The sequence below is a fragment of the Bacillus sp. MT(2024) genome, from assembly GCF_036362845.1.
Lineage (GTDB): Bacteria > Bacillota > Bacilli > Bacillales > Bacillaceae > Bacillus > Bacillus velezensis.
Genome location: NZ_CP143632.1, coordinates 2,863,216 through 2,880,277, shown reverse-complemented (window position 1 = coordinate 2,880,277; position 17,062 = coordinate 2,863,216). Strand labels below are relative to the sequence as shown.

Sequence of the window (17,062 nt, the reverse complement as noted above, 5' to 3'; positions counted from 1 at the left end):
TTTCTTCTCAGCCTTTGACCGCCCCGGAGGACAGCCCTGAGATAAAATATTTTTGAAGTGCCAAAAACAATACGACCATCGGCAGCATCGCCATAATTGCGGCTGCGGCGACTAAGTGAAGATTGTTCGCGTTTTCGCCGAAGAATCCCGCCATGGCCACGGTCAATGTCTGCACCTTTTGATCTTGTAAAAAGAAAATCGCAAATTGGTAATCGTTCCAGATAAACACGCAGGAAATAATGCAGACCGTTGCGGTAATCGGTTTCAACAAAGGAAACACGATCGTATAAAAAGTCCTGATCAATCCCGCGCCGTCCATCCTGGCGGCTTCCTCAAGTTCTTTCGGAATGGAAGAGCGGATAAACCCTGAATATAAGAAAACGGTCAGCGGCATATATGCAGCCGTATTAATGAGAATGGCTGCGGCATGCGTATTGACCAGCCCCGCATCAGCGACCATCTTGTATAAAGGAACCATGGAAGTCAAAGGCGGGATGATCATGATGGAAATCAAAAGGCCGAAGACGATTTTGTTCAGCTTTGTATTTCTTCTTGCGAGCGGGTATGCGGCAAGCGAACCCATGAAAATTAGCAAGGCGGCAGAAACGGCTGTAATGATGATCGTGTTCAGAAAGGATTGCCCGAGAGAGGCGCGCTCCCATGCTTCACGAAAATTCTGAAATGAAAAGGCGGATGGCAGCGACCATTTTGAACTGTAGTCTCCTTTTGCTTTTAATGATGTGGTCAGCAAAATATAAAAGGGGACAATATGAACGCACGAGATAACGGCAGCCAACAGCGTAAAGATCCGCATTCGGGCTGTTTTCATGACATTTCCGTCTCCTTTCGCTTGAAATACACGAGAGCCGAAAAGCTGATGACAAGAATAATAACGGACATAAACACTCCTTGGGCGGCGGCATATCCCGCATCCTGCCGTTTAAAATATAAATCATACATAAACGTCGACATCGATTGAGAGGAATTGCCCGGCCCGCCTGCGGTCAGCGCGAAAATGACATCAAACAGCTTCAGCCCTCCGATGATATTGATGACCATGTTGATGGTGACAGCCGGCATCAATAATGGCAGGGTGATGGTGAAAAACGGCTGAAGACCTCCCGCGCCATCCATTTTTGCGGCTTCGTAATAATCTTTCGGAATGCTTTGCAGCCCCGCCAAATATACAATCATCGCAATGCCTGCGTATTGATACGTGTTAATCATGACGATAATCCAAGGGTTTGCCGCAGGGCTTGCCAAGGCGTTGACAGGACCGATTCCCAGTGCGCCAAGTACATCATTCAGCGCACCCCCGTCATATGAGAAAATAAAATACCAAATGTATCCCATAATCAGGGGACTGATAATGACGGGCAGGTAGACGATCGTTCTTGTGAGCGCCTTCATTTTTAAGCTCTGATTCAAAAGCAGCGCATATAAAAGTCCGAGCATATTCTGAAAAAAAGTGCTTCCGATGCCGTAAAGCAAAGTGTTTTTCACAATAAGCCACGTGTCCGGATCTGTAAAAAGCCTTTTATATTGAGTGACCCCCACCCATTGATACGTCTGTGAGAAGCCGTTCCAGTTTGTAAATGTGATAAAAGCGCCTTTGACAAACGGAAAAATCATGAAAATAAAAACCGTGGCAAGAGCGGGAACGTACATCCACCACAGTGACGCGGGTTTTACCGGCTTTTGATGTTGAAATCCTTGGGTTTCTCTTGCAAGATCACTCATTCTTTTTCAGCTCCTTGTGAATCAGATTGAAGACGGAGCCGCTTATATTCCCTGCCGAGTTTCGCTGAAATTTCCGCGGGGGTTAAGATATCGGCCGTCAGCTCCTGCCCGGCTGTCCCCATCACATCCCACATTCCGTTCGGCAAATAAAGGCGGTCAAAATAAGGCTGCACCTTAATATGCTGATAGCGCTTATAGTCATTTGCGTAGAAAATGTCCGTTTGCACATTCACTAATCCGGCCGGAAGCGAGGTCGCTTCGGCAATTGATTTCGCATTCTCGGGACGGGCCATAAATGCGATGAACTGTTTGGCTTCTTCAAGCCGCGGGGAATCCTTGAATGCCGCCAGCGTGTAACGTTCGCCTCCGATCCAAACCGGCGCGTCTCCCTTGTGGACGGCCGGGGTCGGTATGATGCCGACTTTTACCTTCGGATTGATTTGAGCGACGTCTTGGCCGAGGGTGCCGCCCTGCAGCGTAAAGGCGATTTTGTTTTGCGCCATCAGTTCAATGAGCTGGGACCGTTTTGCCGTCACGGCATCTATATTGAGCAGGTTTTCCTTTTGCATCTCTTTCAGTTTGTCAGATAAATAGGTGAAGTGTGTCCAGCGGAAGGTTCCGTTTAACAGCTGTTTTTTAAAACGGTGTGCGGGATCTGTGATGAGAAGCGGTGCGGCGAATTGATCGTAATATTGGGCAAATGAGCTTTTCTCATAGCCGGCAAACCAAAAGGGGGTGACTGTTCCGCCGCTTTTTTCTTTAATCTGTCTCAGTGCTTTCATAAAATTATCCATTGTTTCCGGCGGCTTGATTCCGTATTTTTCCAACAGTGTGCGGTTGTAGGCCAGTCCGTCTTTTGCCTGATTCAGAGGGAAGGCGTATATTCTGCCTTTGGCGTCTTTGAGCATGCTGTTTAAATTCGGATCGAGCCGCTTCGTCCAAGACATGCCGCTGAGGTCGGCGGTATATTCTCCGTAGCGGATTTTGGCCCAGCCGTGTGTGTCGAAAAGATCGGGCATGTCACCGGCCGCCATTCTGACCCTCATCATATTTTCGTAGTCATTGCCTGGGAAATGAACGTTTACTTGAATGTCCGGATGTTCTTTTTGGAATGAATCAGCCAACTTTCTGAATACGGCGCGTTCGCTGTCTGAGGATATTGTGGAATAGACTGTCAATGTTTTCTGCTTTTCTCCGGCGCCGCTCTGTTCTGCCGAGCAGCCGGGAAGTATCATGCAAGTAAAAGAAAGAAACAAAGCCAGTAAGCGTTTCATCTTTTCCTCCTTTAAATATGATATAAACGCTGCGGGACATGTCACCTCCTTTCTTGTGAGCCGCAGCTTTGTCTGACAATCAATGAAGTGGGGAGCGTCACGGCCAGCGGGACGGTTCTGCCGTTTAAACGGTCGAGAAGCAATTTGACACCCGTCCGGCCCATCTCTTCCGTGTATACTTTTACTGTTGATAACGGCGTGCTGGCGTATTCTGCCTCATCAATTCCGTTGAAGCTGACAATCGCCGTATCGCGCGGGACTTGAAGGCCGGCTTCCTGCAAGGCTTTTAAAGCGCCGACAGCCATCGAATCACTTGCGATAAAAAAGGCATCGGGGAGACTTCCGCCTTTGATGGCTTCATTCATCAGCCGGAACCCTTCGTGCATGCTGTATTCGCCGATCAGTACATGCTCCGGCCCGGCGCCGGCCATTTGTAAGAAAGCGGTCAGACGCTTATCCTCAATCGTTTTATTGCTGTTTACACCGTCTATGACGGTATGCTCCCGTTCCCGGCCGCCGATATAACCGAGCCGCTGGTAACCGAGCGACAGAAGATGTTCGATCGCCTTTTGCGCTGCGGCATAAAAATCCACGCTGACGGAATCGTAGCGGGCGGGATCGGGGGTGCCGTTAACAAATACCGCGTGCCTGAAAGCGGCGCTGATATTCGTAAGCGCCTCGTCTTGCAGGCTGCCGATTACGATCACGCCGTCCAGATCGTGAAACATATGCTCTTGAAAAGACCCGAGATGGATAGAAGATGTGATAAAAACTTTTTGCCGAAAGCATTCTTCCTCAATGCCTTTTCGGATCGCTGAAAAATAAGGATCCTGCCGTTCTTCTTCCGGTGACAGACAGCTGACAACGCCGATCAGGGGCGCTGAATCGCTGCGGCTGCGGTTCTTCCGTTTTTTTGCCGACGGCTGATAGCCCAGCTCATCGGCGATCCTCAGAACTTTTTCTCTTGTTTCATCAGTCACGGCCAAAGAGTCATCCTTATTCAAAATTCTCGATACTGTCGCGCTGGATACAGATGCCTGTAAGGCAATATCTTTGAGACGGACCATTTCGCATCTCCTTTTTACTAAATATTTACTAAACAGAAATGACCTGGTTATTGTTAAAATGATATTATCATATGTTAGTAAGCGTTTTCAACACCTATTTTTGGTTACTTTTAGTAAAAATCAGTAAAAAAGAAAATCTGTTTTTCTCTATCATATTTCAATTGAACCGGAATAAATTGATAGAGAAAGGAGAGGGTGATGTGCTGAAGATAGCTGTTTTTGATGAGGAGCATGAAAAGGATCTGCAGACTGAAGTCAATACATTTTTAAAGGGGATTTCTGATGAACAGCTCGTTGATATTAAATATACGGTAGCGGCGGCCTGTGATCCTGAAGGTGAGCAGCTTTATTGTTTTTCCGCTCTCATTTTATACCGAAAATAAAAAAGCCCGGATGAAATGCCGGGCTTCTTTGTGCATTATGCTTTTTTGACGCGGGGACTTCTCGGTTTTTGGTATTTCTCCGCTTGTTTGATTCCTTTTCTTTCGCTCGCTAATGACTTGTACAGAGACACGATCATCAGAAGGATCACGACTGAAAACGGAACCGCGGCGAGAATGGCCGTGTTTTGCAGTGCGGCCAGACCGCCGGAATATAATAATACAGCTGCCACGGCGGACTGGATGACGCCCCAGATGATTTTCACCCGGTTTGACGGGTCCAAAGAGCCGTAAGACGTTTGCATTCCAAGCACAAATGTCGCTGAATCCGCTGATGTAATAAAGAATACAGCGATCAGAACAAGCGTTAATACGGATGTCACCATTGTCAGCGGATAGTGGCTGAGTGCGCCGAACAGCATCGTATCCGTTGACATACCCGCGACATTGAATACGCCTTTCTGCTGAAGATCCATCGCGGATACACCGAAAATCGCAAACCATAAGAAAGCCAATATACAAGGTGTCACCAACACCCCGATTAAAAATTCCCGGATCGTCCGGCCCCTTGATACACGGGCGATAAAAATGCCGACAAACGGCGACCAGGATATCCACCAGGCCCAATAGAAAATGGTCCAGCTGTTAATCCATTCGCGTTTTTGGGGATCATTCGGAGACAAGCGAAAGCTCATCTGCACGATATTTTGGATGTATTGGCCGATAGAATCGGTAAATGAGTTCATAATCAGCACCGTCGGGCCTGCAATGAGCATAAAGATCATTAAAATAGCCGCGAGCGCCATGTTGGTATTGCTTAAGTATTTAATCCCTTTGCCGATTCCGCTCCACGCAGAAATCAAAAATAACACGGTCACGACAGCGATCAGGATCAGCTGAATGGAAAATGTTTTCGGAATGCCGAATAAATAATGCAGACCGCCGTTGATCTGAGTCGCTCCGAGCCCTAAGCTTGTCGCCACACCGACAACGGTCGCAAACACCGCGATACAGTCAATTGCTTTGCCGATCGGCCCGTTTACTTTATCGCCCAAAAGCGGTGTCAGTGTGCTGCTGATCAAACCGGGCGCGTCTTTTCTGAATTGAAAATAAGCGATACATAAAGCGACGACCGCATAGATGGCCCAAGCGTGAAGCCCCCAGTGGAAAAACGTGTACCGGAGCGCATCACGAAATGCTTGGGGTGTTTCTGTTTCACCTGAGGGAGAGCTGATGGCGTAATGGCTGATCGGTTCTGCAGCCCCGTAAAATACCAAACCGATTCCCATGCCCGCGCTGAAAAGCATGGCAAACCATGATAATAAGCCGAATTCCGGTTTTTCCCCGGGTTTTCCGAGTTTTATTGTGCCGATCGGACTCACAATGAGAAAGAGACAGAAACCGACAAATATAGAAACGACCAGCAGATAATACCAGCCGAAAGAATCCGTAATAAATTTTTGTGCCGTATCAGTGACTTGCTGCAGGCTGTCAGGAGAAATGGCCCCCCATAAAACCGCAGCGGCTGTGATGACAATCACAATCCAAAAAACACTGGAGATGTTCTTCTTCAAACGTTCTCACCCTCTGACTATTTTTTTCAATACGCCACTTTTTAGTATGGTCGCACGATTGCAGATCATTCCTTTCTTCCTGTTCCCTCAATCAGGTGAAACAAAACGCAGAAAACTGTATCATGTTTTTGGTCAATTATCAACGGGGACGCTCAGGTAAATGCGCTTTAAACCATTTACAGCGAGCGTGAGAAACGTCCTGCATTCAAACCGGCGAGACGCCCCGTGACAAAGGCTGAAGTGATATTGTAGCCCCCGGTATAGCCGTGAATGTCGAGTATTTCTCCGCAAAAATATAAGCCTTCCATTTTTTTAGACGCCATTTGTTTCGGCTCAATCTCTTTTACGGAAACACCTCCGCCTGTGACAAACGCTTTGTCCAAAGAAAGCGTTCCGTCAGCGGCAACCGTAAGTTGTTTGCAGTCTTTGACAAAAGCCCTGAATTGATCCTTCGGCAGTTCCGTAAAGCTTGTCTGCGGATCAAGACCGTTCCGTTCCAGAAGAAAAAGCAGATACCGTTCCTGCATCCACGGCTTCAGCGCGTTTTTGAGCGCTTTTTTCGGTGCGTCTTTCAGTTCCTTGTGCATCTTTTGAAATAACTCTTCCTCGTTGATGCCGGGAAACAGATCGATGCGGAGTTTGACTTCGGGCTGCTTTTTCAGTTCTTTGACGACAAACTGGCTGCAGCGGAGAATGGCGGGGCCTGACAAGCCGAAATGGGTAAACAGCATGTCCATCACGTGTGTGACGATAGGTTTGCCTTTTTTATTCAGGACGCTGACGGCCGTGTTTCTAAGGGACAGCCCCTGAAGTGTTTTTTGTTTAATAAACGGTTCTGACGACGTAACCGGCACTTCCGTCGGAAAGAGTTCGGTCACGGTATGACCGGCCCCTTCCGCCCATGCATAGCCGTCTCCGGTGCTGCCGGTATGCGGGACTGATTTTCCGCCGACCGCGATAATGACGGCGTCTGCGTTAATGTGTTCGTCATTGTTTGTCGTAATGCCCGCTGTCCTGCCGTTCTCGTACCGCACCTCTTTGATTTTTTCATTTGTGCGGATGGTGACATTCAGTTGTTTTAATCGGTTCAAAAGCGCATCGACAACGCTTTGCGCTTTGTCCGTCACCGGGAACATGCGCCCGTGGTCTTCTTCTTTCAGCTGAATACCGAGTTTCTCAAAAAAGGCGATGATATCTTCATTATTAAATTCGGAAAACGCGCTGTATAAAAAGCGGCCGTTGCCGGGGATGTGTTTGATGATTTCTTCAACAGGTAGGCGGTTGGTCACGTTGCAGCGCCCGCCGCCGGAAATCGCCAGCTTCCGTCCCAGCTTGTTTCCTTTATCGATTAATAATACGTCCGCCCCTTCTTCGCCTGCCGCAATCGCAGCCATTAAACCGGACGGGCCGCCGCCGATTACAATCACGTCATAATGTTTCATATTCATCAACAACTTTCTTTTTCACGTATAATAGGCGGAAATGTCCGCTTCCTGCTATTATAGCGAAAGAAGGGGATTCCTTAAACGTATTTTGTTTTTAAGAGCTTTCCCAAAAAGTTTCCCGCTGTAATTATTACCGTCTAATTGCCCAGTTGTGTTAAAATAGAAAAGTTGAATCTTCGTAGAAAATGGTGATGAGGAAACATGTCAAGCAAATTGTTAAGGGGCACGTTCGTGCTGACGCTCGGCACCTATATATCGCGGATTTTAGGGATGATTTATCTGATCCCGTTCGGAGCGATGGTCGGAGCGACGGGCGGAGCTTTGTTTCAATACGGATATAATCAATATACACTGTTTTTAAACATTGCCACGATGGGATTTCCCGCCGCGGTTTCAAAATTTGTCTCGAAATATAACTCCAAAGGAGACTATGAGACGAGCAGGCGGATGCTGAGAGCGGGAATGTCGGTTATGCTCGTAACCGGGATGATCGCTTTTTCAATTCTTTATATTTCGGCGCCGTTTTTTGCGGAAACATCTCTCGGCGGCACGAGTAACAACGGACTTACGATTGACCACGTCGTTTATGTCATCCGGATGGTCAGTCTGGCACTTTTGGTCGTGCCGATTATGAGTCTTGTGCGCGGTTTTTTCCAAGGTCATCAGATGATGGGGCCGACAGCCGTTTCACAGGTTGTGGAGCAGCTTGCCCGGATCATCTTTTTATTGGGCGCAACGTATTTGATTTTAAGAGTGATCAACGGCGGCCTTGTCATCGCAGTCGGATACGCGACTTTCGCGGCGCTGATCGGATCATTCGGAGGGCTTGTCGTCCTTTATATTTACTGGAATAAGCGGAAGGGCGATCTTCTGGCGATGAAGCCGAATCTCGTCCCGTCTGCGAACTTAAGTTATAAAAAAATGTTCATTGAGCTTTTCAGTTATGCCGCTCCTTACGTATTTGTCGGACTGGCGATTCCTTTGTATTCATATATCGATACGAATACGTTTAATAAAGCGATGATTGCGGCGGGCCATAAGGATATCAGCCAGGACATGCTTGCGATTGTCACCCTTTATGTGCCGAAGCTTGTGATGATCCCGGTTTCTCTCGCGACCGCTTTCGGTCTGACGCTGATTCCGACGATTACTGAATCGTTTACGAGCAGGAATTATAAGCTTTTGAACCAGCAGATTAACCAGACGATGCAAATCATTCTGTTTTTGGTTATTCCCGCCGTTGTCGGGATGTCCGTGTTATCGGGTCCGGCCTATACGTTCTTCTACGGCTCTGAAAGTCTTCGCCCGGATATCGGACAGGATATATTGTTCTGGTACGCGCCTGTCGCGATTCTGTTTTCTCTGTTTACCGTAAACGCCGCGATCCTGCAAGGGATTAATAAGCAGAAATTTGCTGTCGTGAGCCTTTTCATCGGCGTCATTATCAAAGTGGTGCTGAACGTGCCGCTGATCAAGCTGTTTCAGGGAGACGGGGCCATCTTGGCAACGGCGCTCGGTTATATCGCTTCTCTTCTGTACGGTTTTATCATGATTAAGCGCCATGCGGGCTATTCGTATACGGTACTTATAAAACGGGTCATTTTAATCGCAGTCCTGTCCGTCGTGATGGGAGTCGCGGTCAAGCTGACTCAATGGCTGCTCAGCTTCTTTGTAACATACCAAAGCGGCCAGGTGCATGCGGCGATTGTCGTCTTTGTCTGCGCCGCTGTCGGCGGTGCGGTGTACATGTTTGCCGCATACCGAATCGGATTTTTACAGAAAATGTTTGGAAACCGTCTGCCCCGCGTTTTGAGAAGAGGCAGGCATTCCGCCCATTGAGAAATAATGAATAGTCCGCTTATCGCGGGCTTTTCTTTTTAAAGGAGAGGATCAGGATGAGACTTGATAAGCTGCTTGCCAACAGCGGATTCGGCTCAAGAAAAGATGTGAAAAAAATCGTCAAGGCCGGGGCTGTCATGATTGACGGAGAGCCGGCGAAAGATGTGAAAACCCATGTCGATCCGGAAAAACAGGACATCACGGTATACGGAGAGCCGGCAGACTATCGTGAATTTATTTATGTCATGATGAATAAGCCGCAAGGAGTGCTGTCCGCTACAGAAGACAGCCGCCAGCAAACGGTGGTTGATCTGCTGACGCCTGAAGAACAGCGATTTGAACCGTTTCCGGCGGGACGTCTTGATAAGGATACGGAAGGCTTTTTGCTTCTGACCAATGACGGGCAGCTCGCTCATCGCCTCCTTTCTCCGAAAAAGCATGTGCCTAAAACATATGAGGTCCGGTTAATTTCACCTCTGTCACCGGAAGACATCGTTCATCTGGAAAGAGGCGTCGTCATTGAAGGAGGCTATAAGACGAAGCCGGCAGCCGTTGAAATTATTACAGAAAGCCCGGATGAAACGGTGATACACTTGACCATTACAGAAGGCAAATATCATCAGGTGAAGCTGATGGCAAAGGCTGTCGGAAATGAAGTGGCTTATTTGAAGCGGCTTTCGATGGGGGCTGTTTCTCTTGACCCGGATCTTAAACCGGGAGAATTCCGCGAGCTGACTGAAGAGGAGCTCGAAACGCTGAGAGGCGCTGAAGTGTAATCGATATCAGAAAAGCCCAAAACAGATTTGTTTTGGGCTTTTTATATAGAGGAACAAAAAACAAGGCAAAGACGCTGCTTTGCCTTGCAGCATGTCAGGCCGAAAAGGGCCTTATGTAATTGTTCGCTTAAGATGTAATTTTCACTTTTTTTCGTGTTGTCTCCCACTTGCCTCGGCTAGGACTATGAACAAGATCATTGTATGCTAACACATTTAAGTCTCGCTGAATGGTTCTAGGTGTAATGCCGAATTCATCAACCAGTTCCTGTGTTGTCACAAGGCCTTTTTCCTGGATGAACATGTAAACTGATTTAATCCGAGTCAGCATACGATTTGTTGAAGGTTTCAAAAAACCACTCCCTATCATAAGATCGGATGGACTTGATATACCACAACTTTCGACTCTAAAACTTCGTACGAATAAGCAACAAAGGATGACATTCTGTTTTTTCTCTTTTAACTGCCTCCATTATACACGATATGGACGACATGAATCTAGGAATAAGCGCAGGTAATTTTTTCAAATGGGTACAGCCTTGGTGCATTACTATGTCCGGCCCGCTTTTATTATTATGGAAACTGAAACTTTTTTTATACATGTCCGTATGAAAACGGGGGAGTGAGAAGTTTGGGAGAATTATTGAATGCAAACATTGTCTGCGCCGGTTATGCTGACAGGCCGAAGGTGATTTCGAATGTATCTCTGTCAGTCAACGCTGGTGAAATTTCCGGTTTAATCGGAGCGAACGGCGCGGGGAAAAGTACAGTGATAAAGGCGGTTCTCGGGCTGTGCCGGGATATAGAAGGCGGTATTGAGTGGAATGATTCATCTTATGCTTACATACCGGAGCGTCCGAGTTTTTACGATGAACTGACGCTTTGGGAGCACCTCGAGCTGACCGGATCATTGCGGGGAATAGAAGGGGAAGAGTGCCGTGAGCGGGCAGGGCGGCTGCTTGAAGAGTTTTCGCTGACGTCTGTAAAACATGATTTGCCTTCCGGTTTTTCAAAAGGGATGCAGCAAAAGCTGATGCTCATACAGGCATTTTTGGCGAAGCCGGATATTTACATCATTGATGAGCCTTTTATCGGACTTGATCCGATCTCAACAAAGCTGTTTACCGACATGCTGATTGCTGAGAAAGAAAGGGGCGCGGGGATTTTGATGTGCACGCATGTTCTGGATACGGCGGAAAAAATCTGCGACCGATTTTATTTGCTGGATCAGGGCGCTCTGCTTCTTCAAGGCACATTAGAGGAGCTTCAGGAAAAAACGGGGAGCCGTTCACTGCTGGATTGCTTTTATTCAGCGGTTCGGAGCAGTCAGCGATGACCGGGCGGGCTCTGTTTTTTCAAAGGCTGTTTCATTATTGGCGGTATCAATGGAAGGTGTTTCAGACGGTCATTGATTGGACGGTCGCGCTGTATATCGTTCTTCCCGCTGCCGCATTTGCCGTTTATCAATATGCTGAATGGCTGAACGGCAGGGGGCTTCTTAATGGAGCGGCAGGTGTATTGGGATGGGGCTGGCTGTATGTATTCAGTGCCCTGCTGTTGTGCACGGGTTTTATTCATACCTTTTTGCTGGAAGCGGATCACGTGTTTTTGGTGCATGCAAAACATCTGATGCAAAAGCTGAAACGGTACGCGCTTTTGTATTCGATGTTCCTTTCCCTTATCAAATGGGGTGCGCTTGCCGTATTGTTATTTCCCTTATGGCTCCAGTACGGTGACTGTACCTTACCGGCATATTCAGGTATGTTTTGCTGTCTGTTCGGCTTCCATACCGCGATATTAGCGGTGCACCGGCACAGAAAAAACAGCAGGCGGACATTCGGGAATCAGGCGGCGGGCTGGCTGAAAGTGATGGTTCTGATGGCGGGTGCGTTTTTTATGATCGCCTTTGCCGCCGAATGGTATTGGCTTTGGCCGGCGGGATGTATATTGTTCATCTGCTCCGCTTTTTTGACTTGGAAAGGGACGGAGACATTATCAGCCTTTGAGGAAGAAGTGCTTGAGGAGAACAGGCGGAAGCTTTCATTCGCGGCCTCTGTTTTGATGCTCAGCCATGATGTGCAGCTCCCGAATGGTAAAAATAAAGGGCGGAACAAGCCGTTTTTATATCCCGGCTCAAAGCACATCTTTACAAAACGGTCGGCGTATACGGCGTGGAAAGAATTGTTCTTTAAAGTGATGATCCGAAACGGCGGGTATCTCCGGCAGCTTTACCTTTTAACCGCGGCTTTTACGGCTCTTATTCTCGTTCTTCCGCTCTTAGTGAAGCCGGCAGTCCTTATTTTATTTGCGATCGTCAGCCGCTATGCCGCGTCACTTTTATTTGACCGGATCACGGATAAACCGGTTTTAAGCGGTATCAAGAGAGACAGTGATGACTATTTCCGGGCGCGAAACAGCGCATTAACCGTCATTCAAATCATCTGTTCCGCCTGGTGTCTCATTGCCGCGATTCTTTCCGTTCTTTATATGTAAAAATCCCTTTCCGAAAAGGAAAGGGATTTTTCTTAATGTCCGTTCAAAATAAAAAGCTGAATAAAAAACAGCACCGCAAAGATGATGACTAAAGGATGGATTTCGCGCCATTTTTTCTTAGCTGCTTTAACAAGCGGATATGAAATGAAGCCGAGAGCGATTCCGGTTGAAATACTGGACGTTAAAGGCATCGCCAAAATGACGAGAAAGGCCGGGAACGCTTCGTCAAGCTCATTCCAGCGGATATTCGACACAGCACCCATCATCAGGCTGCCGACAATAATCAGAGCCGGTGACGTAATCGCGGACACTTCGGATAAGACGCTGACAAGCGGGCTGAAAAACATGGAAACGGCAAACATAACGGCAATCGTCAGCGCCGTCAGACCCGTTCTTCCGCCGGCGGCCACACCTGCTGAAGATTCAACGAACGCGGTCGTCGGGCTGGTGCCGAAGATGCTTCCGACCGTCGTAGCTGTCGAATCAGCCAACAGCGCTCTTCTGGCATTCGGCAGCTGATTGTTTTTGATCAATCCCGCCTGTTCGGCGACACCGATCATGGTGCCGGTCGTGTCAAAAATCGTAACGAGAAGAAAAGAAAACACAACGGCGTACAGACCGTGATGCACGACATCCCCGAGGGCCCCGAACGGATTTGTGATCAAAAGACCCTCCGGCAGGCGCGGGAATGAAACGAACCCTTTCGCAAAATGGATCTGTCCGGTCAAAAAGGCAATGACGGCGGTCAGCGCCATTCCGATGAACAGAGCCCCGTTTACATTCAGCACCATCAGCACGATACTGATGATAAGTCCGATAAGCGTTAAAATGACGGCGGGCGAATGAAGATCGCCGAGTGCGACCAGATTGGATTTATCAGCCGTGATGATTCCGGATTGGCGTAAGCCGATAAAAGCGATAAATAAGCCGATGCCGGTCGTAATTCCGTATTTTAAATTGTCCGGAATCGCTTCTATAAGTTGTTTTCTTAAAGGCGTTAACGATAAAATAATAAAGATGACTCCCGCGATAAAAACGGCGCTGAAAGCCGTCTGATACGTAATGCCGCTGCCTGTGCCGACAACGTGAAAGGCGAGATACGCGTTTAAGCCCATGCCGGGGGCAATGGCGATCGGAAAATTCGCAGCGAGAGCCATCCATAAAGTGCCGACAATGGAAGCGATAATCGTCGCGGTGAACACCTGGTCAAACGGAATTCCCGCATTGGAAAGGATCACCGGATTGACGACAATGATATACACCATTGTGAAAAAGGTGGTCAATCCCGCGGTAATTTCTCTTTTTATTGTCGTTTGATGCTTGTCGAGATGAAACATAAGTACCTCCAATGACGAACATTTTTTCAAAACATCATCTATATTATTCGTTTTATTGACATTTTGCAAGTCTTTATCAAGAAAGGGGATTTGTGATGAACTGGGAAGTTGAAGTCATCAGAAACAAAGAAGATCTGATCCGTGACACGCAGAAGTTTTTGCAGATCAACAGCGTAATGGACGAATCAACAGCCGGTCCCGGCCGGCCGTTTGGAGAAGGCGTCAATGCCAGCCTGACGTCACTGCTGGAATTCGGTAAAAAAGAAGGCTTCACCGTAAAGAATCTTGACGGCTATGCGGGCCATATTGAATGGGGAACGGGTGACGAAATCGTCGGCGTTTTGTGCCACGTCGATGTCGTTCCGCCCGGAGACGGCTGGACGAGCGATCCGTTTTCAGCCGATATCAGGGATGGCCGGATATATGCCAGAGGCGCCATTGATGATAAAGGGCCGACAATGGCGGCGTTTTATGCGCTGAAAATCGTCAAAGACATGCAGCTCCCTTTATCCAAACGCGTGAGAATCATCATCGGAACGGATGAAGAAAGTGATTGGAGATGCGTGGATCACTACTTCAAACACGAAAAAATGCCTGACATCGGCTTTGCTCCTGACGCAGATTTTCCGATCATTAACGCGGAAAAAGGAATTATAGATGCGTCACTGCGCATTGCAAAAAGCGCTTCTGACAAAGACGCAAAAAACGTGCTTCTGTCATTCCGTTCAGGACTGCGCTTGAACATGGTGCCGGATGCGGCTGAAGCGGTTATTGAAGGGAACGGTCTTGATGCCGTGCACGCATATTTCAGCAAATGGCTTGAGCAGTCAAAAACACAAGGTGAAGCAGTTTCGGAAAATGGAAAACTGACGCTTCGGGTGTACGGAAAATCATGCCACGCGATGGAACCGGATAATGGTGTCAATGCCGGCTTAAAGCTTGCTGAATGCCTTAACGGAACAGAGCTGGATGGAGCCGGAAAGCACTTTGTCAAAACCATCAGTGACTATTTTTCAAATGATACACGAGGCAAAAAGCTGAAAATTGATTGCAGGGATGACATCAGCGGAGAGCTGACATTGAATGTCGGCACCTTTACATACAGAAAGGGTGAGGAAGGAGAACTCGGCATCAACATCCGTTATCCCGTCACTTCAGACAGCAAAGTCATCCGTGATGCTTTTACGTCTGCTGAAGAATTCCGGCTTGAAGAATTTAAAGACAGCAAACCGCACCACGTTTCTGCCGATCATCCGCTCGTAAAGACGCTTCAAAAGGTTTACGAAGGACAAACGGGAAAGAAAGCGGATCTGATTTCAATCGGCGGAGGAACGTATGCGAGATCCCTTTCGGCGGGCGTCGCGTTCGGGCCGCTGTTCCCCGGCCGGCCTGACAGCGCGCATCAAAAGGATGAGTACATTGAAATCGATGACCTTCTCAGGTCAACGGCTTTATATGCCGAAGCCATTTATGAGCTTGCCAAGTGATAATAAAAAGGGACGCCGAAAGCGGCATCCCTTTTTATCATTCAAATGACCATAAATCCGTTGATAAATAACGTTCTCCCGTATCGGCCGTCATACAGATGACGATCTGTTCGGAAGGGAGGCGTTTGGCGGTTTCAATGGCGGCGAAGCAGGCGGCGCCTGAAGACGGGCCGACGAGTATGCCTTCTTCCCGGGCCAGACGCCGTGTTGTCGTATACGCATCTTCATCAGATATTTTCATGATTTCATCGTAAACGTCCTGATTCAGTATGCCGGGAATAAATCCGGGGCTTGTCCCGACAAGCTTATGAGCGCCGGGTTTTCCGCCAGACAGGACGGGGGATCCCGCAGGCTCGGCGACATGAACAAGCATATCCGGAAAAAGCTCTTTAAGCGTTTCTCCGGTTCCGGTAATGGTTCCGCCCGTTCCCGCCGTTGCCACAAAAGCACCGAGCGGTCTGTTGAGCTGCTGAACGGCCTGATAGATTTCAATGGCGGTCGTTTTTCGGTGGGCATCTGGATTTGCGCCGTTATCGAATTGCATCGGGATAAAACTTCCCGGAATCTGTTCGGCGAGTTCTTTCGCTTTTTTGATGCTGCCGGGCATTCTTTCCGCCCCCGGTGTTAACACAACCTCCGCGCCGTACGCTTTCAGGAGGTTGATGCGTTCTTTCGTCATCGTGTCAGGCATGACGAGAATTGCCTTGTAGCCGCGCGCCGCCGCGTTCATCGCCAGGCCGATGCCTGTGTTGCCGCTTGTCGGTTCGATGATGACAGAGCCGGGTTTTAAATGCCCGCTGTTTTCCGCTTCAATGATCATATTGTAAGCCGCTCTGTCTTTGACACTGCCGCTCGGGTTAAACGATTCTAATTTTAAATAGACCTGTGCTGCATGTTCTGGCTGAAGGCGATTGAGCTTTACGATCGGTGTGCCGCCGATCAGCTCCGCCGTGCTGTTTGCGATTTTCAAGGCCGGCTCATTCCTTTCTGTATAAAACGTTCGGTACATAATATCCTATCATAATGAGCGGACAGGGTTCTCCTCTCCGCTTATCCGTTTTATAATAACACCATAACCAAAGAGGGGGAGATCCTCGTATGAAAGCTTCATTGCCGCATTATTTTATCGGCATTCCGATTCCGGCTGACATTGCTGAACCGATTTGGGAAGCAGCCAAAAAGGAGCCGGCGTTATCATTCAAAAAATGGGTGCACCCGCATGACTATCATATTACGCTCATTTTTCTCGGAGCCGCGGATGAAGAACGGCTTGCGAAATTATCGTCTCTGCTCGCAGATGCTGCGTCGGCAGCGCAGCCGTTTACCGTACAGTTTCAGCATCTGGATATTTTCGGCGACCGCAGACAGCCGAGAGTGCTTCACCTTGAGCCCGAACGGAATGAACTGCTCTTTGATTTGCGGGAAAAAACAAAACAGGCTGTTTTGAAAGCCGGTTTTCAAGTGGAAAAACGGCCGTATCACCCTCATATGACGATGGCGCGGAAGTGGGCGGGAGACCGGCCGTTTCCTGACGATGTGCCGTTTGAAAGCGGCAGGGTGCAAAGTGCCGTCAGCCGGTTTTCCCTGTTTCAGACCCATCTTGACCGGTCGCCTAAATACGAAGAAATCGCACAGTTTCAATTGACATAAACA

At 48.3% G+C, this 17,062-nt stretch carries 16 protein-coding genes; 7 read left to right on the top strand and 9 right to left on the bottom strand.

What is annotated here, in order from left to right; translation table 11 throughout:
* Window positions 1–7: 7 nt before the first annotated feature.
* From VP472_RS14095 to VP472_RS14080, 4 genes are read right to left on the bottom strand one after another with little or no spacing between them, the layout of a single operon-like run.
* Window positions 8–829 (bottom strand): carbohydrate ABC transporter permease, encoded by an 822-nt coding sequence (locus VP472_RS14095; RefSeq protein ID WP_003152305.1) that lies wholly within the window; start codon window positions 827–829, stop codon window positions 8–10.
* Window positions 826–1,740: a carbohydrate ABC transporter permease gene (locus tag VP472_RS14090; RefSeq protein WP_003152306.1), complete on the bottom strand. Its 915-nt coding sequence runs from the start codon at window positions 1,738–1,740 to the stop codon at window positions 826–828. The genes VP472_RS14095 and VP472_RS14090 overlap by 4 nt, the downstream gene beginning before the upstream one ends.
* Entirely contained in the window at window positions 1,737–3,014 is a 1,278-nt protein-coding gene (locus tag VP472_RS14085; RefSeq protein ID WP_146277364.1) for an ABC transporter substrate-binding protein, read from the bottom strand. Before VP472_RS14085 ends, VP472_RS14090 begins: the two co-directional genes overlap by 4 nt.
* Before the next feature lie 41 nt (window positions 3,015–3,055).
* Window positions 3,056–4,081 carry a LacI family DNA-binding transcriptional regulator gene (locus VP472_RS14080; protein ID WP_015387832.1) on the bottom strand — a complete coding sequence of 342 codons (1,026 nt, stop codon included), beginning with the start codon at window positions 4,079–4,081 and terminating at the stop codon, window positions 3,056–3,058.
* 200 nt (window positions 4,082–4,281) lie between these two features.
* Here VP472_RS14080 and VP472_RS14075 point away from each other — a divergent pair, with 200 nt between their 5' ends.
* Complete coding sequence (locus VP472_RS14075) at window positions 4,282–4,464, top strand: sporulation protein Cse60 (RefSeq protein WP_003152309.1); 183 nt, start codon at window positions 4,282–4,284, stop codon at window positions 4,462–4,464.
* Between the two features lie 35 nt (window positions 4,465–4,499).
* Here VP472_RS14075 and opuD read toward each other — a convergent pair whose 3' ends face one another.
* Both opuD and VP472_RS14065 read right to left on the bottom strand, forming a co-directional pair.
* Window positions 4,500–6,035, bottom strand: a complete 1,536-nt coding sequence (gene opuD, locus VP472_RS14070) for a glycine betaine transporter OpuD (RefSeq protein WP_012118228.1) — start codon at window positions 6,033–6,035, stop codon at window positions 4,500–4,502.
* Between the two features lie 176 nt (window positions 6,036–6,211).
* Window positions 6,212–7,477 carry a BaiN/RdsA family NAD(P)/FAD-dependent oxidoreductase gene (locus VP472_RS14065; protein WP_146277500.1) on the bottom strand — a complete coding sequence of 422 codons (1,266 nt, stop codon included), beginning with the start codon at window positions 7,475–7,477 and terminating at the stop codon, window positions 6,212–6,214.
* 204 nt (window positions 7,478–7,681) lie between these two features.
* Here VP472_RS14065 and VP472_RS14060 point away from each other — a divergent pair, with 204 nt between their 5' ends.
* Both VP472_RS14060 and VP472_RS14055 read left to right on the top strand, forming a co-directional pair.
* The gene (locus VP472_RS14060) at window positions 7,682–9,319 is read left to right on the top strand and encodes a putative polysaccharide biosynthesis protein (protein WP_003152313.1); all 1,638 of its coding nucleotides are present in this window, start codon (window positions 7,682–7,684) and stop codon (window positions 9,317–9,319) included.
* 56 nt (window positions 9,320–9,375) lie between these two features.
* The gene (locus tag VP472_RS14055; RefSeq protein ID WP_007613195.1) at window positions 9,376–10,095 is read left to right on the top strand and encodes a pseudouridine synthase; all 720 of its coding nucleotides are present in this window, start codon (window positions 9,376–9,378) and stop codon (window positions 10,093–10,095) included.
* Between the two features lie 127 nt (window positions 10,096–10,222).
* Here VP472_RS14055 and VP472_RS14050 read toward each other — a convergent pair whose 3' ends face one another.
* The gene (locus VP472_RS14050) at window positions 10,223–10,444 is read right to left on the bottom strand and encodes a DeoR family transcriptional regulator (protein ID WP_003152337.1); all 222 of its coding nucleotides are present in this window, start codon (window positions 10,442–10,444) and stop codon (window positions 10,223–10,225) included.
* Between the two features lie 279 nt (window positions 10,445–10,723).
* Between VP472_RS14050 and VP472_RS14045 the strand changes: the two genes are divergently transcribed.
* Together VP472_RS14045 and VP472_RS14040 are read left to right on the top strand one after the other, a co-directional pair.
* On the top strand, window positions 10,724–11,428 hold the full coding sequence (locus VP472_RS14045; RefSeq protein WP_146277362.1) for an ABC transporter ATP-binding protein: 705 nt from the start codon (window positions 10,724–10,726) through the stop codon (window positions 11,426–11,428).
* Window positions 11,425–12,585: an ABC transporter permease gene (locus VP472_RS14040; protein WP_146277360.1), complete on the top strand. Its 1,161-nt coding sequence runs from the start codon at window positions 11,425–11,427 to the stop codon at window positions 12,583–12,585. Before VP472_RS14045 ends, VP472_RS14040 begins: the two co-directional genes overlap by 4 nt.
* A 32-nt stretch (window positions 12,586–12,617) precedes the next feature.
* Here the strand turns inward: VP472_RS14040 and VP472_RS14035 are convergent, their stop codons facing one another.
* On the bottom strand, window positions 12,618–13,922 hold the full coding sequence (locus VP472_RS14035; RefSeq protein ID WP_146277358.1) for an NCS2 family permease: 1,305 nt from the start codon (window positions 13,920–13,922) through the stop codon (window positions 12,618–12,620).
* Between the two features lie 95 nt (window positions 13,923–14,017).
* Between VP472_RS14035 and pepV the strand changes: the two genes are divergently transcribed.
* Window positions 14,018–15,409 (top strand): dipeptidase PepV, encoded by a 1,392-nt coding sequence (pepV, locus tag VP472_RS14030; RefSeq protein ID WP_146277356.1) that lies wholly within the window; start codon window positions 14,018–14,020, stop codon window positions 15,407–15,409.
* A gap of 37 nt (window positions 15,410–15,446) precedes the next feature.
* Here the strand turns inward: pepV and cysK are convergent, their stop codons facing one another.
* Window positions 15,447–16,418: a cysteine synthase A gene (gene cysK, locus VP472_RS14025; protein WP_103715921.1), complete on the bottom strand. Its 972-nt coding sequence runs from the start codon at window positions 16,416–16,418 to the stop codon at window positions 15,447–15,449.
* 89 nt (window positions 16,419–16,507) lie between these two features.
* On the opposite strand from cysK, the gene thpR reads away from it, so the two are divergent.
* Window positions 16,508–17,059, top strand: coding sequence for an RNA 2',3'-cyclic phosphodiesterase (thpR, locus tag VP472_RS14020; protein WP_012118221.1), 552 nt, complete (start codon window positions 16,508–16,510; stop codon window positions 17,057–17,059).
* The last annotated feature ends 3 nt before the right edge of the window (window positions 17,060–17,062 follow it).